General features: G+C 70.2%; 20 protein-coding genes and 2 pseudogenes. 11 read left to right on the forward strand and 11 right to left on the reverse strand.

The features are described from left to right. From WS61_RS24720 to WS61_RS24730, 3 genes and pseudogenes are all read left to right on the forward strand, one after another. A pseudogene (locus WS61_RS24720) lies at window positions 1–213 on the forward strand (acetyl-CoA C-acetyltransferase); the annotation flags it as partial. Window positions 214–429: 216 nt separating this feature from the next. Beyond that, window positions 430–1,173 (forward strand): acetoacetyl-CoA reductase, encoded by a 744-nt coding sequence (gene phbB / locus WS61_RS24725; protein ID WP_059504379.1) that lies wholly within the window; start codon window positions 430–432, stop codon window positions 1,171–1,173. 108 nt (window positions 1,174–1,281) lie between these two features. Then, entirely contained in the window at window positions 1,282–1,488 is a 207-nt protein-coding gene (locus tag WS61_RS24730; protein WP_059504381.1) for a hypothetical protein, read from the forward strand. Window positions 1,489–1,578: 90 nt separating this feature from the next. Here WS61_RS24730 and WS61_RS24735 read toward each other — a convergent pair whose 3' ends face one another. The 10 genes from WS61_RS24735 to WS61_RS24780 all read right to left on the reverse strand — a co-directional run bounded on the left by WS61_RS24735 (window position 1,579) and on the right by WS61_RS24780 (window position 11,928). Beyond that, the gene (locus tag WS61_RS24735; RefSeq protein WP_059504384.1) at window positions 1,579–1,908 is read right to left on the reverse strand and encodes a hypothetical protein; all 330 of its coding nucleotides are present in this window, start codon (window positions 1,906–1,908) and stop codon (window positions 1,579–1,581) included. Then, window positions 1,905–2,408, reverse strand: a complete 504-nt coding sequence (locus WS61_RS24740) for a hotdog family protein (RefSeq protein ID WP_059504386.1) — start codon at window positions 2,406–2,408, stop codon at window positions 1,905–1,907. Before WS61_RS24740 ends, WS61_RS24735 begins: the two co-directional genes overlap by 4 nt. Beyond that, window positions 2,405–3,223 carry a beta-ketoacyl synthase chain length factor gene (locus WS61_RS24745; RefSeq protein WP_059504388.1) on the reverse strand — a complete coding sequence of 273 codons (819 nt, stop codon included), beginning with the start codon at window positions 3,221–3,223 and terminating at the stop codon, window positions 2,405–2,407. The genes WS61_RS24740 and WS61_RS24745 overlap by 4 nt, the downstream gene beginning before the upstream one ends. Before the next feature lie 8 nt (window positions 3,224–3,231). Continuing rightward, window positions 3,232–4,443: a beta-ketoacyl-[acyl-carrier-protein] synthase family protein gene (locus WS61_RS24750; protein WP_059504390.1), complete on the reverse strand. Its 1,212-nt coding sequence runs from the start codon at window positions 4,441–4,443 to the stop codon at window positions 3,232–3,234. Window positions 4,444–4,506: 63 nt separating this feature from the next. After that, window positions 4,507–5,391, reverse strand: a complete 885-nt coding sequence (locus tag WS61_RS24755) for a polysaccharide deacetylase family protein (RefSeq protein WP_059504391.1) — start codon at window positions 5,389–5,391, stop codon at window positions 4,507–4,509. After that, window positions 5,388–7,859, reverse strand: a complete 2,472-nt coding sequence (locus tag WS61_RS24760) for an MMPL family transporter (RefSeq protein WP_059504393.1) — start codon at window positions 7,857–7,859, stop codon at window positions 5,388–5,390. Before WS61_RS24760 ends, WS61_RS24755 begins: the two co-directional genes overlap by 4 nt. Further along, window positions 7,859–8,494 (reverse strand): outer membrane lipoprotein carrier protein LolA, encoded by a 636-nt coding sequence (locus tag WS61_RS24765; RefSeq protein ID WP_059504395.1) that lies wholly within the window; start codon window positions 8,492–8,494, stop codon window positions 7,859–7,861. Before WS61_RS24765 ends, WS61_RS24760 begins: the two co-directional genes overlap by 1 nt. Beyond that, complete coding sequence (locus WS61_RS24770) at window positions 8,491–9,468, reverse strand: acyl-CoA synthetase (protein ID WP_059504397.1); 978 nt, start codon at window positions 9,466–9,468, stop codon at window positions 8,491–8,493. The genes WS61_RS24765 and WS61_RS24770 overlap by 4 nt, the downstream gene beginning before the upstream one ends. Beyond that, on the reverse strand, window positions 9,465–11,216 hold the full coding sequence (locus WS61_RS24775; protein ID WP_059504399.1) for an acyl-CoA synthetase family protein: 1,752 nt from the start codon (window positions 11,214–11,216) through the stop codon (window positions 9,465–9,467). Before WS61_RS24775 ends, WS61_RS24770 begins: the two co-directional genes overlap by 4 nt. Window positions 11,217–11,274: 58 nt before the next feature. Next, window positions 11,275–11,928 (reverse strand): hypothetical protein, encoded by a 654-nt coding sequence (locus tag WS61_RS24780; RefSeq protein ID WP_059504400.1) that lies wholly within the window; start codon window positions 11,926–11,928, stop codon window positions 11,275–11,277. 544 nt (window positions 11,929–12,472) lie between these two features. Between WS61_RS24780 and WS61_RS24785 the strand changes: the two genes are divergently transcribed. The 8 genes and pseudogenes from WS61_RS24785 (at window position 12,473) to WS61_RS24815 (ending at window position 20,091) form a co-directional block, all read left to right on the forward strand. Further along, window positions 12,473–12,757 carry a phosphopantetheine-binding protein gene (locus WS61_RS24785; protein WP_011546210.1) on the forward strand — a complete coding sequence of 95 codons (285 nt, stop codon included), beginning with the start codon at window positions 12,473–12,475 and terminating at the stop codon, window positions 12,755–12,757. 111 nt (window positions 12,758–12,868) lie between these two features. After that, window positions 12,869–13,585, forward strand: coding sequence for a 3-oxoacyl-ACP reductase FabG (gene fabG, locus WS61_RS24790; RefSeq protein ID WP_059504402.1), 717 nt, complete (start codon window positions 12,869–12,871; stop codon window positions 13,583–13,585). A gap of 37 nt (window positions 13,586–13,622) precedes the next feature. Then, a complete protein-coding gene (locus tag WS61_RS24795) occupies window positions 13,623–14,915 on the forward strand; it encodes a hypothetical protein (protein WP_059504404.1) in 1,293 nt (430 codons plus the stop codon). A gap of 125 nt (window positions 14,916–15,040) precedes the next feature. Further along, a complete protein-coding gene (locus WS61_RS24800; RefSeq protein WP_059504406.1) occupies window positions 15,041–15,823 on the forward strand; it encodes a glycosyltransferase family 2 protein in 783 nt (260 codons plus the stop codon). A 203-nt stretch (window positions 15,824–16,026) separates the two neighbouring features. Continuing rightward, complete coding sequence (locus WS61_RS24805) at window positions 16,027–16,788, forward strand: M48 family metalloprotease (protein ID WP_059504408.1); 762 nt, start codon at window positions 16,027–16,029, stop codon at window positions 16,786–16,788. A gap of 148 nt (window positions 16,789–16,936) precedes the next feature. After that, window positions 16,937–17,232: pseudogene (locus WS61_RS35825) on the forward strand (GntR family transcriptional regulator); the annotation flags it as partial. Between the two features lie 214 nt (window positions 17,233–17,446). Beyond that, a complete protein-coding gene (locus tag WS61_RS24810; RefSeq protein ID WP_059504410.1) occupies window positions 17,447–19,069 on the forward strand; it encodes a phospholipase D family protein in 1,623 nt (540 codons plus the stop codon). A gap of 248 nt (window positions 19,070–19,317) precedes the next feature. After that, window positions 19,318–20,091, forward strand: coding sequence for a class II aldolase/adducin family protein (locus WS61_RS24815; RefSeq protein ID WP_059504412.1), 774 nt, complete (start codon window positions 19,318–19,320; stop codon window positions 20,089–20,091). A 31-nt stretch (window positions 20,092–20,122) separates the two neighbouring features. Here WS61_RS24815 and WS61_RS24820 read toward each other — a convergent pair whose 3' ends face one another. Further along, window positions 20,123–21,124 (reverse strand): hypothetical protein, encoded by a 1,002-nt coding sequence (locus WS61_RS24820; protein ID WP_059504414.1) that lies wholly within the window; start codon window positions 21,122–21,124, stop codon window positions 20,123–20,125. Window positions 21,125–21,444: the final 320 nt, after the last annotated feature.

Consider the following 21,444-nt stretch of genomic DNA (forward strand, 5'->3'; position numbering starts at 1 on the left):
GCGCTGGCGGTGCACAAGCAGATGGGCTGGGACACGTCGAAGGTGAACGTGAACGGCGGGGCGATCGCGATCGGTCACCCGATCGGCGCGTCGGGCTGCCGGATCCTGGTGACGCTGCTGCACGAGATGGTCAAGCGCGATGCGAAGCGCGGACTGGCGTCGCTGTGCATCGGCGGCGGGATGGGCGTCGCGCTCGCGGTCGAGCGCGTCTGAGCGGGGTGACTGCACGGTTCGCTTGCGGCGCGGGGCGGCGTCGCGGGTGAGCCGGGCGGTTTTTGCGCAAGACAGGCAGTCGACAATACGCGCGAGGTACCGGTGCGTGCCGCACCCGCGATGCGGGCGGATGCACATCGAAGTGGCGGGGCGGCAGCATGTGCGATGCCGTCGCCCGGCCTTTCATCGATCACTTTTTTGTCGGTAATTAATAGGATGACTAAGCGAATTGCAGTTGTGACGGGTGGGATGGGCGGCCTCGGCGAAGCGGTCAGCATCCGGTTGAACGATGCGGGTCACCGGGTAGTCGTCACGTATTCACCGAACAACGCCAACGCGGACCGCTGGCTGACCGAGATGCATGCGGCCGGCCGAGCGTTCCATGCGTACCCGGTGGACGTGGCCGATCACGACTCGTGCCGGCAATGCATCGAGAAGATCGTGCGGGATGTCGGCCCGGTCGACATTCTCGTGAACAACGCAGGCATCACGCGCGACATGACGCTGCGCAAGCTCGACAAGGTCAACTGGGACGCGGTGATCCGCACGAACCTCGACTCCGTGTTCAACATGACGAAGCCGGTGTGCGACGGCATGGTCGAGCGCGGCTGGGGCCGTATCGTCAACATTTCGTCGGTGAACGGCTCGAAGGGGTCGGTCGGCCAGACCAACTACGCGGCCGCGAAAGCCGGCATGCACGGCTTCACGAAATCGCTCGCGCTCGAGGTCGCGCGCAAGGGCGTGACGGTGAACACGGTGTCGCCGGGCTATCTCGCGACGAAGATGGTCACCGCGATCCCGCAGGACATCCTCGACACGAAGATCCTCCCGCAGATTCCGGCGGGCCGGCTCGGCAAGCCCGAGGAAGTCGCGGCGCTGGTGGCCTATCTGTGCTCGGAGGAGGCCGGCTTCGTGACGGGCTCCAACATCGCGATCAACGGTGGTCAGCACATGCACTGACGCGCGGCGGCCCGCACGGCGTTCGAAGCCGTGCTGGCCGTGTTCCCCACTATCCCGCGCCGGAGCGGCGGCAGGCGCGCCGCTTCGGCCTCGCATTCCGGAGAACGCATGGGCGACACCTGGATGGGACTCGTGATCGGCGGCGCGGCGCTGGCCGTCGCGCTGGCGATGGCGATCTCGCTCTACTGGCTCGAGCGGCGCCGCGCGCGGCTGCTGCGGAACTTCGATCATCGCGATTGCTGGCTGATCGCGTACGGCAAGTGCTTCGCGCGCAGGCCGGCGAGGCCGCTACGGCGCATGCGCGGCGCCCGCTGACGGCGGCGCCGGCGCGTTGCGATCGGCGAGCGACCGATGAGTGGTCGAGTCCCGCGCGCATGCCTTCGGCAACGCGCGCGGGATGCGCGATCAGTCGTGCGTCTGGCTTTTTCCCGCCGACTCGCCCGAGTCGTTCTTGTGGAAGATCCGCTTCGTCGTGCGCTTGGTGGCTTCCCAGCCTTCGCGCGACGCATGGGCGACGCCGTGCCCGACCGCCTTCGCGGCGCTCGCGGTCGCGTGGCCGAAGCTGCGCGCCGCGTCGCCGGTCTTGTGCGCGGCTTCCTTCGAATCGCGCTTGATGTCCTGCTTCACTTCCGACATGTCCGCGTGCGCGAGCGGGCTGAGCAGCGCCGAAACGAGCGCGGCGCCAATGAACTGACGAACTTTCACGACCGGTTTCCTTGAGGTAGGCCTCTTCATCGAGGATTCGTGTGGCCGGCAGGCGCCGGTTGAAACGCGCCGGCGGCCGATGCGTCGAGCATCACCGCCGCGCGGCCGGACAGCAGCACGCGCTCACCGCAGCGCAGCGCGAAGCCGTACAGTACCGAGCGGCCGTCGCCGCTCACGCGTTGCGCGTCGACGGTGAGCGGCTGCTCGAAGGTGTCGAGCCGGTCGACGAACGCGTCGACGTTGCGCACGCTCGCGAGATAGCCGACGCGCGGGCGCGCTTCGTGCGCGCCGAGCAGCGCGCCGTGCACGGCCATCGCCTGCGCGGCATATTCGATGCCGCAGACCGACGCGAGCCGCCCGTGCGCGCGCAGCGGGTTGTGCGGGTCGCGGTGGCTCGTCGCGGTGCAGCGGATTCGTTCGGTATCCCACGCATCGACCGAATCGAGCACGCACATCGTGCCGGCATGCGGAATGTGCGCGGCAATCCACGCATGGTCGAGCGGCGGGGTCAAGACGGCCGTTGCGATCATGGCGCGTGCTCCGCGACGGGTTCGGGCATCGCGACGTCGACCTGCACGCGCGTATCGGCCAGATAGTCGAGCACGACGCGCGTCGACCGCCGCGCGGCGAGCGCATCGAGCAGCGGCAGCACGCGGGCGGCCGGATTGCCGGCGCGCAGTGCGTCGAGTCCGGCATCGGCGAGCGTTGTCGCGGGTGCATCGGTGAGCTGCACGTCGATGCGGGCGAGCGTGCGCTCGCTTGCTTGCGGCGAGAGCACGAGCGCGACGCCGAACGCGTCGTCGATCGGCCGCACCGTGCGCAGCGGTTCCGGATAGTCGGTGTCGTACGCGATCAGCAGGCTCGGCACGCGATCGACAACGACCTGGCACAGGCTTTCGAGCAGGCCGGCGGCAAAGCTGCCGTCGTGCGCACACAGTACGTTCGACGTCGCCGTCGCGCGGGTCGCGATGCTCCAGTAGCCGGCCGGGGCATTGTGCACCGAGTTGTGGAAGCGGGTCGGCGACAACTGACGATCGTCGCCGGCCAGCGTTTCGCAGATCGCGTGGCAGTTCTGGCCGTCGCCGCCGGATGCGCTGAATACGGTCGCGAGCGTCGCGGCGTCGCGGCCGCTCGCCGCCACCGCTTCGTGGCCGACCGCGAGCGCGGCGCGCACGACGGGACCCGTGCGACGCCGTTCGGCGGACGGCAGGCCGGCCGGCGGCGGCAGCTCGGTGCGGGCGGGCGCGTAGGGCGCGCGGCCTGCGAGCACGTCGGCCGCGTGCGGCCAGTCGTTCAATCCCGGCCCGACGAGGCCGATGCTTTCGATGAAGGCGGTCAGGGTCATGGCGGGCCTCAGCGGCGGGCGTGATCGGCGCGGCCGAGGATCAGGCTGCAGTTCGTGCCGCCGAAGCCGAACGAGTTGGAGAGGACGGCGCGCACGCGCATGTCGCGGCTCGCGAGCACGTAATCGGCTGCGAGCGCCGGGTCGGGCTGCGTCGTGTTGACGCCGGCCGGCACGAACTGCTCGCGCAGCGCGAGCGCGGCGACGATCGCCTCCAGCGCGCCGGCCGCGCCGAGCGTGTGGCCGGTCGCGCCCTTCGTCGAGCTGCACGGCGTGCGGGCGAACAGCGCGCCGACCGCGCGGCTTTCCGCTGCATCGTTGCTCGGCGTCGCGGTGCCGTGCAGGTTCACGTAGTCGATATCGTGCGCGCCGAGGCCGGCGGACGCGAGCGCCTGCTCGATCGCGGCGCGCGCGCCGCGCCCTTCCGGATGCGGCGACGACATGTGGTGCGCGTCGCTCGATTCGCCGACGCCGAGCAGCAGGATCGCGTCGCCGTCGAGCGCGGCGGGCGGCGCAGAGACGCGCTCGACGAGCGCGAACGCGGCGGCCTCGCCGATCGAGATGCCGTCGCGCGCGACGTCGAACGGCCGGCACGGCCGGCGCGACAGCAGTTCGAGCGAATTGAAGCCGTACAGCGTGGTCAGGCACAGCGAATCGACGCCGCCGACGACGGCCGCGTCGATCAGCCCGGCCTCGATCATGCGGCGCGCGGAGCCGAATACCTTCGCGCCCGACGAGCACGCGGACGAGATCGCCATCGCCGGCCCGCGCAGCGCGAAATACGCGCGCACGAACGCGGCCGGCGAATACGGGTTGTGCGTGTGTGCGTAGCGGAAGTCGGCGGGCAGCGCGCCGCTCGCCGGGTCGCGGCGCCGGTACGCGCGTTCGGTTTCGAGGATGCCGGCCGTGCTCGTGCCGACGAACACGCCGACGCGTGCGGGGCCGTAGCGCGCGACGGCCGCCGCGACGCGGGCGTCGAAGCCGTCCTGCGTCAGGCCGAGTTGCGCGAGGCGGTTGTTGCGGCATTCGAAGTCGGCGAGATCGGCGCGCACGGGGTGCGCATCGACGCCGTCCACCGCGCCGATCCACGTGTCGAGGTCCGCACGCTCGAAGTTGCACGGCACGAGCCCGCCGCGGGCGTGGCGCAGCGCATCGAGGGTCGCGTCGAGGCCGCGGCCGATGCAGCTGGTGGCGGTGAAGTGCGAGAGCAGGAGAGGTTTCACGAGGGTCGCTTCCGGTGGCCGGAACGGGCGCTGCAGCAGGGCTGGCGGGCGCGTCGTTCGAGGTCAGATTTTATCAAACGGGGGTGCCGGAACGCCCGGCTGGCCGGACGGTTCGGGCGCGAGCGCCGCGCGCAAGGTGGTCCAGTGCAACTGCGCATCGGCGGCCGCGCGCAGCACTTCGCGCAGCACGTCGAGCACGACCGGTTCGTCGCGCGCATCGCGCGCCGCATGGCCGTCGTGGACCAGCAGGATGTCGCGCGCATCGAGGCCGTGCAGCAGGCGGCGCGTGACGGTCGCGGCGTTGCGGGCGCGCGTGTCGAAGCCGCGTCGCGTCCAGCTCGCGAGTTGCAGGCCGAGTTCGCACAGCACCGGTTCGAGAAACGGATTGCGCAGGCCGGCCGGCGCGCGGAAGAACAGCGGACGCGTGCCGGCGATGTCGGTCAGCGTCTGCTGCGCGGCCGCGATTTCGCGTCGCAGCGCGGCCGGCCCCGATAGCGAAAACGTATGGCTGTGCCGCTGGCTGTGGTTCTCGACCGCATGGCCGCGCGCGACGATCGCCTCGACCCAGCGCGGATGGCGGCGCGCGAGATCGCCGATGCAGAAGAACGTCGCGCGCGCGTCGTAACGGTCGAGCAGGTCGAGCACGCGCGGCGTGACGTCCGGGTCCGGGCCGTCGTCGATCGTCAGCGCGATGCGGCGGCCCGCGCCGGGCGGCAGGCGCGTCCAGTTCGGGCCGAGCAGCGTGCTGCGCGGCCACAGGCCGGCCGCGGTCAGCGCGAAATGCGACGCGACCACGCCGCCGACGGCCCACGGCCACGTGGCCGGTTGCGCGATCGCGGCGGCGGCAGCGCCCGCGTGCAGCGCGGCGGCGCCCGCGATCAGTGGCGTGGGTTTCCAGCGCCGCGCGGCGCCGGCGTGGTGCGGCGGAGTCGACGACGGCGCATTCATGCGCGGCCTCCTCGTTCACGATGGCCGACCGCCGGTGCGGCGCGCGGCGCGAGAATCGCCGCGAACGCGAGCGCGAGCATCGCGCCGGGGCCGACGGTCAGCCCGAAGGTTTCGAGCAGCGGCACGCGCGACAGCGCGAGCAGCCCGAAGCCGGCGACCGTCGCGAGGTTCGCGATCAGCAGCGACACCAGCGTGTACGGCGTGACGGGCTGCGTGTCGTCGCGCCGGCAGAAGAACAGCGCGTAGTTCGAGCCGACCGCGACGATCAACAGCATCCCGACGAGGTGCAGGATCGTCAGCTGTACGCCGGCGAGCGCGAAGCCGGCCGTCACGACCAGCACGGCCGCGACGAGCGGCGCGAGGGCGCGCACCGCACGGCGCGGCGAGCGCAGCGCGATCAGCAGCAGCACGGCGATCGCGGCGAACCCGGCGAGCGACAAGCGGATGTCTTCGTGCACATAGCTCACGTACAGCCGATCGGCTTCGGTTTTCATGTCGACGAACAGCGCATCGGCCACGCCCGCGCGCGCGATAGCGGCGCGAATCGGCGCGGCATCGAGGCTCGACGCCGGCTGCGCGGTGCGGGCCGCGTCCGGCGCACGCAGCGGCAGCATCGCGCTCCAGCGGCCGTCGCGTTCGGTCAGCAGCGCATCGACGGCGAGCGCCATCGACGTGCCGCGCAGGTCCGCGCGCGTCAACAGCGGTGCGTGACGCGCGGCGTCGACGTCGGCGAGGAACGGCGCGAACAGGTCGGGCTTGACCGCGATCGGCTGGTGCGCGACGGCGTCGCGCATCCGTGCGGCAAGCGCGTCCGCATCCGGCAGGCTTGCCCGGCGCGCGCGTTGCGCGGCGTCGCTCGGCAGGTAGCGGGCGGGGTTTTCGAAACCGCCGAGCGCGCCGCGGTCGACGAGCGGCTGCAATTGCGCGGCGACTTTTTCCGCGCCTTCGAGTGCGGCCTGTTCGGTCGGCGCGGCAATCACGACGAGGTAGCGCACGTCGGGCGCGCCGACATCCGCGCGCAGCCGTGCGTCGAGCGCCTGCGCTGCCGCCGGCACGGGGCTGAGCGCCGCGAGCTCGCGGCTCCACAGGTCGTCGCGATGCAGCGCGAGGGTCGCGCATGCGGCGACCACGAGCACCGCGAGCGGCCAGCGCAGCCGCGGCGCGGCGTCGGCCGCGCGCGCGAGTACGGCGCCGATGCGCGAGACGTCGCGGATCGCGACATGCTCGCCGCGCAGGTGCGGCAGCACGAAGCGCGTGACGAGTGCGGCGGCCGTCAGCCCGACGATCGAATAGAGCCCGAGCTGCACGAGGCCCGGGAATCCGGAGAACAGCATCGACGCGAATCCGCACACCGACGTCAGCACGCCGAGCCGGATCGTCGGCCAGTACGCGGCGACCCAAGCGCGCGTCGCGTCGGCCGGGCGCGCGGCGGCGCCGCGCGTGCCGGCTTGCGCCGATTGCACGAACAGGTAGATCGAATAGTCGACGGCTTCGCCGATCAGCGTCGTACCGAACCCGAGCGTCAGCCCGTGGACCGTGCCGAACGCGACGCCGACCGCCGCGATTCCGGCCGCGACGCCCGTCAGCACCGGCAGCAGGCCGAGCGCGAGCGTGCGCGGCGAACGGTACAGCGTGAGCAGCAGCGCGACGATCAGCACGACGCTTGCCGTCGACAGCCGCTCGACGTCGTGCCGGATCGTGTCGCGCGTGTCGACCGAGAACACGCCGGGGCCCGTCATGGCGAGCGTGGTTGCCGCTGCATTCGGGATGGCCCGTTTCGCGGCGGCGAACGCGCGACGCACCGTGTCGATCGCGCGTGCCTGCGCATCGGTATCGGAGCCGGCGGCGGCCGTCTGCACGACGAGCACCGCGCGCGTGCCGTCGCGCGACGCCCACACGCCGTCGCGGCTCGCCGGTTCGGCTGCGCGGTCGAGGCCGTCGACGAGCGCGGCGACTTCGCCGGTCGGGTCGCGCGGCAGCATCGCTTTCGCGACGAGGCCGGCCGACGAACTCAGCAGGTCGAGGCTGTCGCCGAGCGCCCGGTGCAGGCCGTCGGCGCTGAAGCGCTGCGGCGTGACGGCCGGGCTCAGCAGATAGCGGTGATCGAAGATGAATTGCCGGTCGCGCGCGTCGTTCGCGGCTGCGCCGTTGTGCACGGCCGCGAACTGCGGATCGGCGCGCAGCGTGCCGGCGACGCGCCGCGACAGCGCGGCGCGCGTGCTTGCATCGCCGCCGTCGATCGCGACGAGGATCAGGCGCGACACGATGCCGTCGCGCAACTGGTCGACGAGCACGCGTTGCCCGGCGCTCGGCGCATTCGGCAGGAACGCGGACAGGTCGGCCGTGAAGTGCGCGCGCCCGATCGCGACGCCGCACACGGCGAGCGCGAGCAGCCACACGAGCACCGCGCGCTGCCGCCACACGGGCAGGCGGCGCGCGACGGGGGAGGGGCGCGTGCGATCGTCCATCAGTTCGCGTTCGCCGCAACGGGGTGCAGGCGCATCACCGAACGATCGCCGTCGGCCTGCCGGATCGCGACGCTGCGCAACACGTCGCGCGTGCCGTCGAGCGTGATCGTGCTGACGACCTTCAGCATCCGCGAGTCGAGCGGCGTGAGCGTCAGCGTCCAGTCGTCGCCGCGTCCGGAAAGGGCGACCTTGTACACCTGCTCGAGCGCGAAGCGGTTGCCGGCGAGCGTCGCGCGGATGCTGTCGATGAACGCGCCGAGCTCCGGATAGCGCGCGAGCGCGAGCGTGTACTTGCGATTGTTGCGCTCGACGGTGAGCATGTCGCCGTCGACGACGAGGTGTTCCGGCTTCGGGCTCAGCGTGTGTTTTTCCAGGTGGTCGGGCGCGACGAACACCAGCTCGCCCGACGATTCGATCGGCTGCGCGGCGATCGACAGGGTCTTCGTCTCGGTGAAGGTCGCGCGGCCCGACTTGTGCTGCGCGAGCGTCGACATCAGCCGGTCGAGGCTCCACGCCGGTCCGGCGTCGGCCGCGTGCGCGGGTGCGGCCAGCGCAATGGCGGCGGCGCCGGTGGCGAGCACGCGGGCGACGCGGGGCAACGAGAACGGGAACGGGCGGCGGCGAACGGCGGTCATGCGTCGGAATCCCTCGTGGCGGGCAGCTCGGCGCCGGTGCGCACCACGTCGCGGCGCGCGGCCGCGGCATCGCCGCCTTGCCAGAAATCGAAATAGTTGAACCAGTTGTACGGCGCCATGCGGCAGTACTTGTCGAGAAGCGCGACGTAGCGCGCGAGTGCCGCGTCGACCGCGGCCGCACGCGCGTCGCGCCGCACGTCGGAGAAATCGGCGAGCGTCTCGAAATGCACGTCGTAGCGATTGCCGTCGCGATAAAGGCCCGTCATGAAGATCACCGGGCGCTTCAGCATCGCAGCCATGTAAAGCGGGCCGAGCGGGAACGCGGCCGGCGCGCCGAGCAGCGGCAGGCGTCGCAGCGACGCGGCCGCGTCGTCGAGCAGCGTGCGGTCGGCGAGCATGCCGACCATGCAGTTTGCGTCGAGGCGCTCGCGCACCTTCAGCATCGAGTCGACCTGCCCGAGCGGAATCACTTCCGGCTGCGCGGCCGGGTTTACCGCGGCGAGCGTCGCGTTGATCTTGCGCGCGTTCTTCTCGTACATCGTGACGACCACGCGCAGGTCCGGATGCGTGCGGCCGATCGCGCGCACGACCTCGAAGCTGCCGAGGTGCGCGCCCATCAGGAATGCGCCGCGCCCGCCCGCGAGCGCGTCGTCGACGAGCGTCTCGCCGTGCAGCCGAATGTCGAACAGGTCGAAGCGCCCGTTCATCAGGTAGACGCGATCGTGGATCGTCGCCGCGAACGTGAACACGTGCCGGTACACGTCGCGCCAGCGCGCGGGGCGGCCGAGCACGCGGCGCAGGTAGTCGCGCGACGCCGCGCACGCGACCGGCGAGAACAGCACGAAATACGTCGCAATCAGGTGCAGCACGATGCGCGCCCGTTGCCGGCCGAAGCGCAGCGATATCCACGTCATCGCGCGCAGCAAGCTCGCGTTGCTGCGCTCCTGGCGCTCGGCCCATGCGGTGCGCTTCATGGCTGCGCGCCGTCCTGCGCGGGCGGCGGTGCGGACAGCACGCCGGTCGCGACCTCGCGCGACCCGGCGCGCACCGTGAAGCGGATCGCGCCGCTGGCAGCAGCGTCGTACGCGAGCGCGAGCGGTTCGCCGGGCGCGACCGGGCTCAGGAATTTTGCGGACCCGAGCCGCCACGCATGCAGCGGACGGTTCAGCGCCGCGCCGATCGTGTGGATCGCGTGATCGAGCAGCACGACACCCGGCACGACCGGATGGCCGGGGAAGTGGCCGGGCAGCGCGGGATGGTCGGCGGCGATCGTGAACGCGAGCGCGGGCGCGTCGGCCGGTTCGCGCTTGGCCGGCGGCGCGGCCGGCGTGCCCGCAGCACGCGCATGTTGCGCAACGAGCGCGGCCAGCACGTCGCGCGGCAGCTTGCCCGTTTCGTTGCGCGGCAGCGCATCGACGAACACGAGCGGGCGCGGCATGAACGCGGGATCGATCCGCTCGCGCAGCGCGCGTTGCAGATCGGCGGCCGCGAGCGTCGGCGCGACGACCAGCGCGACGAGGCGCGTGACCGGCTCGAGGGCGGTGTCGCCCTGTGCGGGCGCGGCTTCGTCGGGCATGAAGAACACGCCGTCGACCACTTGGGGAATCGCGTTGAGCTGATGGTTCAGGTACGCGAGCGACGTACGCTTGCCGGCGATGTTGACGAGATCGGCCTTGCGGCCGTGCAGCAGGAACCGGCCGTCGCCGAGCAGTTCGAGCGCATCGCCCATCGGCACGGGCGCCTCGACGTGTCCGCCCGACACCCAGACCGTCGGCCCGCCGTCGTCGCCGTCCGGGGCGTCGCGGGCGTCGAGCCGGATATCCGGGAACGGTTCCCACGCCGCGCCTTGCGACGTGCGACGGGTCGCGATCTGGCCGGTCTCGGTGCTGCCGTAGATCTCGACGAGCGGCGCGTCGAGCGCGGCCTCGGCCTCGCACGCGAGCTTCTCCGACAGCGGCGCGGTGGCCGACAGCACCAGCGCCGCGCGCGGCAGCGCATGGCCGGCCGACAGCAGCGCACGCAGGTGGATCGGCGACGTGACGAGCACGCGCGGCTGCGGGATCGCGCCGAGTTCGTCGCGAATGTCGCCCGGGTAGAACGGCTGGCGATTGCTGAATGCGAGGCCGCCGATCAGCGCGAGCAGCACCGTCGATTCGAAGCCGTACATGTGCTGCGCGGGCACCGTGCCGATCAGCGTGGCCGGGCGGCCATCGAGCAGCCCGAGGCGATCGGCCGCCGCATGCACGCAGCCGACCAGGAAGCCCCAGGTCTTGCGGTGCGGCACCGGCGCGCCGGTCGAGCCGGACGTGAACACGTAGGCCATGATCCGCGCCGCGTCGATCTGCGGGACGGCGAACGGCGCGTCGCTCGCGAGTTCGCCGGGCGCGGCATCGGGATACGCGAAGCGCGGCAGGTCGATCGTGCAATCGGGCGCATCGTGCAGGCAGAACGCGTCGGGCGCGAACGACGCGAGCTGGCGGACCATTTCCGGCGTGTGCGTCGACGGCAGCAGGCTGATCTTGCCGGCGACGAGCGCTGCGCACAGGCTGACCGCGAAGCGATAGCGGTCGCGGCACACGTTGAACACATGGCCGCCCGCGGGCAGCGCGGCGGCTACGCGCGCGACGTCGGCGACGAATGCGCGCACGGTGACGGGCGAGCCGTCGCGCCAGGCGATCGTCTGGTCGGGCGAGGCATGGAATACCAGCGGGTGAGTCGGCATAAATCGGTCAAGACGGGAACGAAGGCCGCGCGGCCGTGGGGCCGCGCCGGTCATGAATTCATCGCGAGGCCTGCGACGCGTGGGCGGACGCGCGATACGCGCGCACCGCGTCGATCATGCGCGGCCGCGGCTCGTGCGGCAGCGCGACACGCCGGCACGCATGCTCGGCGGCGAACATCACGGCGACGAGCGGCAGCGACAGGTAGTTCGCGAAGGTCGACCACGTGACGATCGACGCGGTCGCGAACAGCAGCGTCGACACGGCGGCGATCGCGACGAAGAACACCGTCCATGCGAGCGTGATCTGCCGCGTGTAGCGCGCGACGGCCGGCGTGACCGTACCGTGGATCGTCGCCGCGAAGCGCGTGCACAGCGGCACGTCGCCGGTCGCGAGCGTGCGGCCGAACAGCAGCGCCATCGCGACGTTGAAGCTCACGTGTTCCAGATACAGGCCCCATTCGAAGTGCCGCGCGAGCGGGGCGCGCGCGGCCCACAGCGCGGCGGCGGCCAGCAGCCATGCCGGCACGAGCCAGGCGCGCCGCGGCGAGCGCAACGCCACGCCGAGCGCGAGCAGCAGCGGCGGCACGAGCGCCATCGCGAGGCCGAAGCCGTGTGCGCCGGGCGTTGCACTCGCGTAATGCGCGCCGGCCTGGTAGGCAGCCACGGCGCCGACCGCCGCGACGCCGCGCACGACGGGCAGCAGCCGGCTCATCGGCGGCCTCCGGGCGCGCGGCGCGTACACCGGCCGGCAGCCGGGTTGCAGCGGCTGACGGGCGGGCGAACCGGAACGGAGCGCAAGGGCGGACGCGGTATCACTGGAGACATCGGATCGTGGACGGAACGCGCGGGCGGGCCGTCGAAACATCATATGAATGGCGGCCGGGACGCGGGTCCGGGCCGGTGGTCGGGACGCTCATTTTAGGGCCGCGGCAGCGCGGGTTCGGGGCGGCCGCGAGCGGGTTTTGTAACCGATTGTATGGCACCGGACGAACGATTTTGCGGGGTCGGTCCATTTCCGTCCAAAGCGGCTCAAGCGTCTCGTGCATTCGCGTCCGAAACGGGCCGCTGCGGCGGCTCGCCAGTCTTGTAACCATTCGCGGTATACGGCCCGATACCCTTCGTCTAGAATCCGCGTAACTTTTACAAACGATCCCCAAACGACGCAGGCGGGGAAGCCGGCAGAGGCCGGAGGGACGGAGATTCGCACGCGCCGGGCGTGCACGACGGCTTGCCGTTTCCGGGCGCCTCCCGCTGCCATGGGCCGCCTGCACGCACGCATGATGAACGCACTGGAACAAGAGCTCGCCACGCTGATCATCGGCGAACTGAATCTCGAAGACGTCCCGCTCGACACGGTGACGGCCGATACCCCGCTGTATGGCGAAGGTTTCGGGCTCGATTCCATCGACATCCTGGAAATCGCGCTGCTGATTTCGAAGAAATACGGCTTCGAACTGCGCTCGGACAATCCGGACAACCAGACGATCTTCGCGACGCTCGGTGCGCTGGCTGCCTACGTCGCCGCGCATCGCACGAAGTGACGGCGTCGCGCACGGGTGCGGCGCAACGGTGAAGACGGCATGCGGCGGCGCGCGAAGAACGATGCGCGGCCGTGTCGATCGAGGTGACAACGCGATGAACGGAGCCATTCGATGCGGGCGCTCGTGACGGGCGGCAGCGGCGCACTCGGGCAGGCGATCTGCACGGCGCTCGCGCAAGCCGGCCATGAAGTATGGGTGCATGCGAACCGCCATCTCGCGCAGGCGCAGGCCGTCGCGCAGCAGATCGTCGCGGCCGGCGGCGCCGCGCACGCGATCGCGTTCGACGTGACCGACGCCGATGCGACGCTCGCCGCGCTGCGGCCGTTCATCGACGATGCGCCGGTGCAGATCCTCGTCAACAACGCGGGCATTCACGACGACGCGCCGATGGCCGGCATGTCGCGCCAGCAATGGCACGGCGTGATCGACGTGACGCTCAACGGTTTTTTCAACGTCACGCAGCCGCTGCTGCTGCCGATGATCCGCACGCGGCGCGGACGGATCGTCAACATCGCATCGGTGGCCGGCGTGACCGGCAATCGCGGGCAGGCCAACTACGCGGCCGCGAAGGCGGGGCTGATCGGCGCGACGAAGTCGCTGTCGCTGGAGCTCGCGTCGCGCGGCATCACCGTGAACGCGGTGGCGCCCGGCATCATCGCGTCGCCGATGGCCGAACAGGCGTTTCCCGCCGAACGCATCAAGCAGCTCGTGCCCGCGCAACGCGCGGGCCGGCCCGACGAAGTCGCGGCGATGGTCGCGTATCTGGTGTCCGACGCCGCGGCCTATGTGACGGGGCAGGTGTTGTCCGTCAACGGCGGGCTCGCATGACGAAGCGCGCCGCGTTGGCCTGACGTCACGCAACGCGGTGCAAGGCCGCGGTGTCGGGCGGCCGGCGTCATCTAGTGAGGAAATCGAAGTGTCCGTGCATCCAGTCCACGCCGAACGGCGCCCGTGTTCCCCGTTGCCTGCCGCCGCGCCGTTCGCGCACGGCGACGGCCGCGCGCTGCGGCTCGTCCGGATGAGCCACGCGCGGCTCGTCGCGCTGCTGCACGATGCGCACCGCGGTGGCGACGGACTCGAGCGCGTGTTTCCCGGCGCACTGGGCGCGGTGTGCATCGGCGCAGCGGGAACGCCGGACGAAGCGCGCGCGCAGACGATGGCGCGGATGCTGACCGATGCCGCGCCCGGCCTGCCGGTCGCGCCGGTGCAGATGGCGCTGCTCGGCGCCGAGGTCGCACCGGGCGATGCCGTCTGCGAACTGTGGCAATGCGATGCGCACGACCTGCGCAGCGAGCGGCGCGGTGCGCTGTGCTATCGCCACAGCGAAGCCGCGGGGCTCGTGTTCGGCAGCCTCGTCGTGCACGAGGCCGATGCCGCATGCGACGCACCGCGCGACGGCGGCACGCCGCTCGAACGCGCGACGTTCGACGCGTACCGCGCGCTGTTCGATCTGCTCGATACGCTCGGCATGCCGCATCCGCTGCGGATCTGGAATACCGTGCCGGCAATCAATGCGGTGCAGTACGGGATCGAGCGCTATCGTCAGTTCAACATCGGCCGTCAGCGTGCGTTCGACGCGTGCCGTCGTGCCTTGACGGGCGGCGTGCCGGCCGCGTGCGCGCTCGGCTCGGTCGTGCCGGTCGCGGGTGACGCGTCGCCGGCCGCGCCGCTCGCGATCTACTTCCTCGCGAGCCGAACGCCGGCCGATTCCGTCGAGAATCCGCGCCAGGTGAGCGCGTATCACTATCCGGCGCAGTACGGCCCGCGTGCGCCGACGTTCGCGCGCGCCGCTGCGTGGGCGGACGGCGAGGCGGCGCCGGTGCTGTTCGTATCGGGCACCGCGAGCATCGTCGGGCACCGCACCGTGCATCGCGGCGACGTCGTCGCGCAGACGCGCGAGACGGTCGCGAACCTCGCGGCGGTGCTCGAGCAGGCCGCGCGGCAGGGGCACGGCCCGTTCTCGCTCGCCGACCTGAGCTATCGCGTCTACGTGCGCGACGCCGGCGATACCGCGACGCTGGCCGCGATCGGGCAAGTGCTGCGCGAGGCGGCCGGTTCTCACGTGCGGCCGCTGTTCGTTCACGCGGACGTGTGCCGCGACGACCTGCTGGTCGAGATCGAAGCCAGCGCCGGCCATGCCGTGGAGTGGCTGTCATGAAGCGCGAGAACCTCGCGATCCGGCAGCCGGCGCGGCATGCGGCCGGGGTCGACGACGCGTGCCGGCGGTCGTCGGCACGTCATACACTTTTGTCAGGATCCCCGTCTTCGCCATCGGCTGTTCCCATGTCCAAGCTGCACGCGTCGTCCACTCATCTCGTCCTGATTCCGAGCTACAACCCGGGCGCCAAGGTCGACACGACCGTGCGCCATGCGCGCGAGCAGTGGAATCCGGTATGGGTCGTCGTCGACGGCAGCACCGACGGCAGCGCCGAACGGCTGCAGGCGATGGCCGAGCGCGATCCCGGCTTGCGCGTGATCGTGCTGCCGGAGAATCGCGGCAAGGGCGCCGCGGTGCTCGCGGGGCTCGACGCGGCCGCCGCGAGCGGCTTCACGCACGTGCTGACGATGGATTCCGACGGCCAGCATCCGGCCGACCTGATTCCCGCTTTCATGGCGGCATCGCAGGCCGCACCCGACGCGATGGTGCTCGGCGTGCCGAAGTTCGATGCGAGCGCGCCGCAGTTGCGCGTGCAGGGGCGCCGGCTGTCGAACGCGTGGGCCGACCTGGAGACGCTGTGGGCCGGGATCGGCGATTCGCTGTACGGCTTTCGGGTCTATCCGGTCGCGCCGCTGGCGGCGATCATGCGGCGCCAGCCGTGGATGCGCGGCTTCGACTTCGATCCCGAAGCGGCCGTGCGGCTGTGCTGGGCCGGCGTGCGCCCGATCCGCATCGACGCGCCGGTGCGCTATTTCGGCCGCCACGAAGGCGGCGTGTCGCACTTTCACTACGGCCGCGACAACGCGCTGCTCGCGTGGATGCACTTGCGTCTTTTCACCGGCTTCGCGATGCGGCTGCCGATGCTGGTCGCGCGCCGTTTGACGCAGCGCCGCGATCAGACGGCCTGAGCGCAGACCCGCCCGTTTTTCTTTCCGTTCGCTGCCCCGGCGTGCGGCGATTGCCGCGCTTTTGTCGCCGATATGGCGCCGGATCGGCGCGCCGTTTCAATCCGCTGCGTAATCAACGTGTCATCTAGTGTAAACATCTGGTAATTTTCTGCCGGATTATGCAAAATCGCCGCTCCCAAATACAACTATCGAGGGATTCCGGGATGCAACTCAAGAAAGCGGTGGCGGCGTGTGGCGTGGCGTTTCTGTTGAGCGCATGCGGCGGGGTACAGAACCTTGACGCGAACAGCCTGACGTCGGCGGGGACCAACCTGTTCAAGGCAGCGACGCTGTCGGACAGCGACATCGCGGCGCTGTCGAACGAATCGTGCAAGTCGAGCGACGCCGAATCGAAGATCGCACCGCCGAACAGCGCATACGCGAAGCGTCTGACGAAGGTGATGAAGGGCTTCGGCGACATGACGCTGAACGGCCAGAAGATCAACTACAAGGTCTATCTGACCAAGGACGTCAACGCGTGGGCGATGGGCAACGGCTGCGTGCGCGTGTACAGCGGCCTGATGGACATGATGAACGACGACGAGCTGCGCGGCGTGATCGGCCATGAAATGGGCCACGTCGCACTCGGCCACTCGAAGAAGGCGATGCAGACGGCATACGCGGTGAGCGCGGCGCGCAGCGCGGCCGGCGCGGCGTCGCCGGGCGTGGCGGCGCTGTCGAGCTCGCAGCTCGGCGACATCACCGAGAAGTTCATCAACGCGCAGTTCTCGCAGTCGCAGGAAAGCGCGGCCGACGATTACTCGTTCGACTTGTTGAAGCAGAAGGGCATGAGCCAGAAGGGCCTCGTCACCGGCTTCCAGAAGCTCGCGCAGATGGACGGCGGCCAGAGCTCGATGATGAGCTCGCATCCGTCGTCGGCGAGCCGTGCGCAGCACATCCAGGACCGCATCGCAAAAGGCAGTTGATCCCGCAACCGATCCCGCGGCCGATTTCGTAACGGATCGCCGGTCGTCGACGCAGGCGATCGGCACGCCAAATGAAAAACCCACGCTCGTCCGGGCGTGGGTTTTTTGTTTTTTCGGCGTGCACGTTGCCGCTTGCGGCACCATCCACGCGCGGTCGAACGACGACGCGTCCGTCGAGGCCGCGACCGACGCGAAGCTGCACGAGGCGATCGCGCTCGCGTCGCCCCAATACGATGTTTCTGCATCTGCACACGAGCGTGGTCGGGATGCTGCGCTAGCACATCTCGATCAACGTGGCCGGGATGACGATGGGGGACGAGCAGGCATCCGAGTTGCTGTGATTGCAGCACCGGGCCGTGTGCGACGCGATTTGCGCGCACCGCGATGCAGACGCATATCGACTACGTGCGCAGCCATTTCGAGCGCAGCGGCGAGATGGCTTGAGATTGGTCGGACCGGCGGGCGCGCCGGCCTGCGCGGTGGTGGGCGGGCGTCACGAGTCGCCCGGCAGTGCGGGTGGCGGCTGCGCGGCCCGGCCTGCGCGGCCCGGCCCAATTGACCGGTTCGTCGGGCGCCCACTAGAATCGACCGGAACCGCCTGTCAGCCGCGCGCCGCGGCGATGATGTGCCCATTGATCCGACTGTCGAGGAAGCTTCCGTGCTCACATCCTTGATCCGGCGCGCATCGGCCGCGCCGTCGTGGCGCGCCGCATGCCGCCAGGCCCGCGCGCTGATCGTCTGCGCGCTGCTGCCGCTCGCTGCGTGCGCGACGCATCCGCCCGCCACTTCGCTCGATCGTCCCGTCTCCCACGCGTTGTCGGCCGATACCGCGACGCCGCTGCGCGATGCGCTGGCCGCGCCGGCAGCCGCGCATCCGGCGCAGTCGGGCTTCCGGCTGCTGGCCGACGGCGCCACCGCGTTGCAGATGCGCATCGCGCTCGCGCGTGCGGCGACGAAGACGCTCGACATGCAGTACTACATCGCGACCGAGGATACGACCGGCAAGCTGCTGCTCGCCGCGGCGCTGTACGCGGCCGATCGCGGCGTGCGCGTGCGGATGCTGGTCGACGACCTGAACTTCGACGATATCGACCGCGTGATGGCCGCGCTGAACACGCACCCGAACATCGAGATCCGCGTGTTCAACCCGTTCGGCGCATCGCAGCGCGGCGTGATGGAGCGCACGGCCAACTTCTTCACGCGGATCGACAGCTTCACGCGCCGGATGCACAACAAGGCGATGATCGCCGACAACCAGCTCGCGATCGTCGGCGGCCGCAATCTCGGCGACGAATACTTCAGTGCGAGCCCGACGCTGCAGTTCCGCGATCTCGACGTGCTGGCGGCCGGCCCCGTGACGCACGACATCTCGAAGAGCTTCGACGACTACTGGGCGAGCGCGAGCAGCTATCCGTTGCGTGCCCTCAATCATCAGACGTTCGATCCGAAGGATCTCGACGCGATGCGCGACGAACTGCGCGACCACTGGCGCAAGAATGCCGATCCGTACAACGCGAAGCCGCTGAACGCGACGCCGCTTGCACGACAGATCGCGCGCGACGAACTCGAACTCGTGTGGGCGCCGGCCGAATTCAAGGTCGACGCGCCGACCAAGGTCGCGCAGCCGACCGGCACGTACGTGAGCCCGCCGATGCAGCGCCTGGCCGAGCTGACGCGCGGCGCGCAGAAGGAATTCCTCGCGTTTTCGCCGTACTTCGTGCCGCACGACGTCGGCGTGAAAATCCTCGGCGACACGGTCGCGCGCGGCGTGCGCGTCGCGATCGTGACGAATTCGCTCGCGGCGACCGACGCGGTCGCGGTGCAGGCCGGCTATGCGCCGTATCGCGTGCCGTTGTTGCAGCGCGGCGTCGAGCTGTACGAATTCAAGTCGCAGCCGGACCAGCAGCCCGCGCGGCTGTTCGGCTCGCGCTCGCGCGCGAGCCTGCATGCGAAGGCGTACGTGATCGACCGGCAGATTCTCGTGATCGGCTCGCTGAACCTCGACCCGCGTTCCGCGCACCTGAACACCGAACTCGCGCTCGTGATCCACAGCCCGGTGCTCGCGCAGCAGGCCGCGGCGATCTTCGCGCGCGTGACGCAGCCGGACGAAAGCTACCGCGTCACGCTCGCGACGCGGGCCGACGGCAGCCCGCCCGCGCTCGAATGGACGGGCACCGAAGGCGGTCGCACCACCACCTATCACGTCGACCCGCATGCCGGGCTGCTGCGCAACATGATGACGGGCATCTTCACGCTGCTGCCGGTCGACGACCAGTTGTAAGGGCGAAAACGACTCCGGCAAAACCCGCGATACCGGTGCGCGGGGAAAGGTGATATGGTTGTGCGCGCAACGATGTGCATATCGTGAAGGGCGCCGCGGAACCCGTCGCATAATGCGGGCCGGAACGACGCCGAACGACGTACCGCCGCACGTGCGCGATACGCACCGCGCGCGGCGCCGGCGGACGATGGGCGATGCGCACCGCCACTCGCCCCGGGGCCGCGCGCCCCTCGCAACCGGAGTTCCCCATGCAACGTGTACCGAACCAGCCGTTCGCGCGTCCCGCGCGCTTTTCCGAAGCCGAATGGCAGGCGCGTGTGCAGCTCGCGGCTGCCTACCGCATCTTCGACACCCTCGGCTGGACCGAGCTGATCTACAACCATATCTCGCTGCGTGTGCCGGGCGAGGACGGACATTTCCTGATCAACCCGTTCGGGCTCCATTACCGCGAGGTGTGCGCGTCGAATCTCGTGAAGATCGACATCGACGGCAACGTGATCGGCCACGCCGACTGGCCGATCAATCCGGCCGGCTTCACGTTCCACAGCGCGATCCATGCGGCGCTGCCCGATGCGCACTGCGTGATGCACGTGCATACGACACCCACGATGGCCGTGTGCTGTTCGCGCGACGGGCTGTCGTTCTCGAATTTCTATTCGGCGCAGCTGTACGGGAAGGTCGCGTATCACGACTTCGAAGGCATCACCGTGCATCTCGACGAGGGCCGGCGCATCGTCGAGAGCGCGGGCGGGCGGCCCGTGCTGCTGCTGCGCAACCACGGCCCCGTGACGATCGGCGCAACCCTCGCGCAGACGTTCTCGCTGATGTGGCTGCTCAATCGCGCGTGCGAGGTGCAGATCGCGACGCATGCGATCGGCGATGCGCTGCCGATTGCGCCGTCCGTGCTCGAAGGGTGCGTGCGCGATTCGCTGAATTTCGATCCGAAGCATGGTGCGGGACAGGACGCGTTCGACGCGCTGCAGCGTATCGTCGACCGGATCGATCCGGGCTATCGCGCGTGACACGGGCGGCGCGCCCGACGCGTGCGCCCGGCTAGAACCGGTAGCCGAGGCCGGCCTGGATCACGTCGGTGTCGCGATCGTAGCGCGTGACCACGCGGTTCCACGTGATGCGCGTGAGCCAGCGCTCGGAAATCCGGTAACTGGCCGAGATCGACACGATGCCGGAGAGCCGGCCGTCGCCCGGGCCGGGCTGGCCTTCGCGGTTGCGCTGGTTGACCGTTAAATACGCGCCGGCGCCCGCCGACAGCGTAGCCTTGTCGTTCAGGAACGCGCGCGTGAGCCACAGCTCGGACGCGATCCCGTTGCGGCGGACCGCCTGCTTCGCGCCTTCGTACATCCACGTCGCGGTCCAGTCGATCGAACGCGTGAGGCCGCGCCGGTATTCGACGCTGCCGCCGAGCGTCGACGGCGACGAGCGGCTGTTGAGAATCGTCTCGCCGAGCATCGCGGTGACTTCGTTGTTCGTGACCTTGCGCGTGCGCGGCAGCGCGGTGTCGCGCGGGCCCGGCGTGTCGGGCGCGTCGAGCTGGTAGCCGACGCCGAACATCACCGACGTCGTGTCGGGCCCGCTGAACACCTGTGCGCGGTTGACCTGAAGCTGCGCGATCCAGCGGTGCGACGTGTAGTACGCGGCCCGCACGCTCATTAGCACGCCCCAGCCATGGGTATTCGAGTAACCGCGGCCTTCGGCGGCCGGAACCGTGTCGAAGTAGCGATACGGGCCCGCGCCGGCCGACAGCACCAGGCGGCGATTCTCCAGCGGCATGCGGCCCCAGAATTGCACCGCCTGGCCATCGCGATGGTGATTCGGAATGTGCCCTTCGTTGTACCACGTGAAGCCGAGCGCGGTGTGCGGGCTCAAGCCTTCCTGGTAATCGAACGCCCACGAATACGTGCGTTGGCCGCCGCCCCACAGTTGGCCGGCGAACAGCGAGAATTCCTGCGCGTCGACGGGCGCGCCGTAGAGGGCGGCGGCGGAGCAGAGACCCGCCAGCAGCGGGCGGACACGGACGGGGCGGGGCGGGCAGGGCATCGGGAGACGGGCCGGCACGGTTCACTTCCAGTCACGACAACATGCGGCATTTTCCTGCGCGGGAAAACACGTGTCGACCCGGGTTCGCGCAATAACGTATTACACGTATCGTGACAACCTGCTGGGTACGCGATCCGGTTTCGGCAACCGTCCGCACGCGCACCGATCGCGACTCGCGTGGGACGAAAAACGATTCGTCCTGCTTGGTATTCTGGAAAGGGCGCATTCGTGCGCGGCGCGCCGCTTGCCGCAGGGCACACGAAAAAAACGCGGCCGGGCGGCCGCGTGAATACTCGCAGACTCCTTCGGACGAAGGAAAC

The sequence above is a fragment of the Burkholderia sp. ABCPW 11 genome, assembly GCF_001523445.1.
Lineage (GTDB): Bacteria > Pseudomonadota > Gammaproteobacteria > Burkholderiales > Burkholderiaceae > Burkholderia.

What these genes read in the sequence shown, in the direction of transcription:
- phbB (WP_059504379.1), top strand. Translation starts at nt 430, where the DNA reads ATGACTAAGCGAATTGCAGTTGTGACGGGTGGGATGGGCGGCCTCGGC.
- WS61_RS24730 (WP_059504381.1), top strand. Translation starts at nt 1,282, where the DNA reads ATGGGCGACACCTGGATGGGACTCGTGATCGGCGGCGCGGCGCTGGCC.
- WS61_RS24735 (WP_059504384.1), bottom strand. Translation starts at nt 1,908, where the DNA reads ATGAAGAGGCCTACCTCAAGGAAACCGGTCGTGAAAGTTCGTCAGTTC.
- WS61_RS24740 (WP_059504386.1), bottom strand. Translation starts at nt 2,408, where the DNA reads ATGATCGCAACGGCCGTCTTGACCCCGCCGCTCGACCATGCGTGGATT.
- WS61_RS24745 (WP_059504388.1), bottom strand. Translation starts at nt 3,223, where the DNA reads ATGACCCTGACCGCCTTCATCGAAAGCATCGGCCTCGTCGGGCCGGGA.
- WS61_RS24755 (WP_059504391.1), bottom strand. Translation starts at nt 5,391, where the DNA reads ATGAATGCGCCGTCGTCGACTCCGCCGCACCACGCCGGCGCCGCGCGG.
- WS61_RS24760 (WP_059504393.1), bottom strand. Translation starts at nt 7,859, where the DNA reads ATGGACGATCGCACGCGCCCCTCCCCCGTCGCGCGCCGCCTGCCCGTG.
- WS61_RS24765 (WP_059504395.1), bottom strand. Translation starts at nt 8,494, where the DNA reads ATGACCGCCGTTCGCCGCCGCCCGTTCCCGTTCTCGTTGCCCCGCGTC.
- WS61_RS24770 (WP_059504397.1), bottom strand. Translation starts at nt 9,468, where the DNA reads ATGAAGCGCACCGCATGGGCCGAGCGCCAGGAGCGCAGCAACGCGAGC.
- WS61_RS24775 (WP_059504399.1), bottom strand. Translation starts at nt 11,216, where the DNA reads ATGCCGACTCACCCGCTGGTATTCCATGCCTCGCCCGACCAGACGATC.
- WS61_RS24780 (WP_059504400.1), bottom strand. Translation starts at nt 11,928, where the DNA reads ATGAGCCGGCTGCTGCCCGTCGTGCGCGGCGTCGCGGCGGTCGGCGCC.
- WS61_RS24785 (WP_011546210.1), top strand. Translation starts at nt 12,473, where the DNA reads ATGGGCCGCCTGCACGCACGCATGATGAACGCACTGGAACAAGAGCTC.
- fabG (WP_059504402.1), top strand. Translation starts at nt 12,869, where the DNA reads ATGCGGGCGCTCGTGACGGGCGGCAGCGGCGCACTCGGGCAGGCGATC.
- WS61_RS24800 (WP_059504406.1), top strand. Translation starts at nt 15,041, where the DNA reads ATGTCCAAGCTGCACGCGTCGTCCACTCATCTCGTCCTGATTCCGAGC.
- WS61_RS24805 (WP_059504408.1), top strand. Translation starts at nt 16,027, where the DNA reads ATGCAACTCAAGAAAGCGGTGGCGGCGTGTGGCGTGGCGTTTCTGTTG.
- WS61_RS24815 (WP_059504412.1), top strand. Translation starts at nt 19,318, where the DNA reads ATGCAACGTGTACCGAACCAGCCGTTCGCGCGTCCCGCGCGCTTTTCC.
- WS61_RS24820 (WP_059504414.1), bottom strand. Translation starts at nt 21,124, where the DNA reads ATGCCCTGCCCGCCCCGCCCCGTCCGTGTCCGCCCGCTGCTGGCGGGT.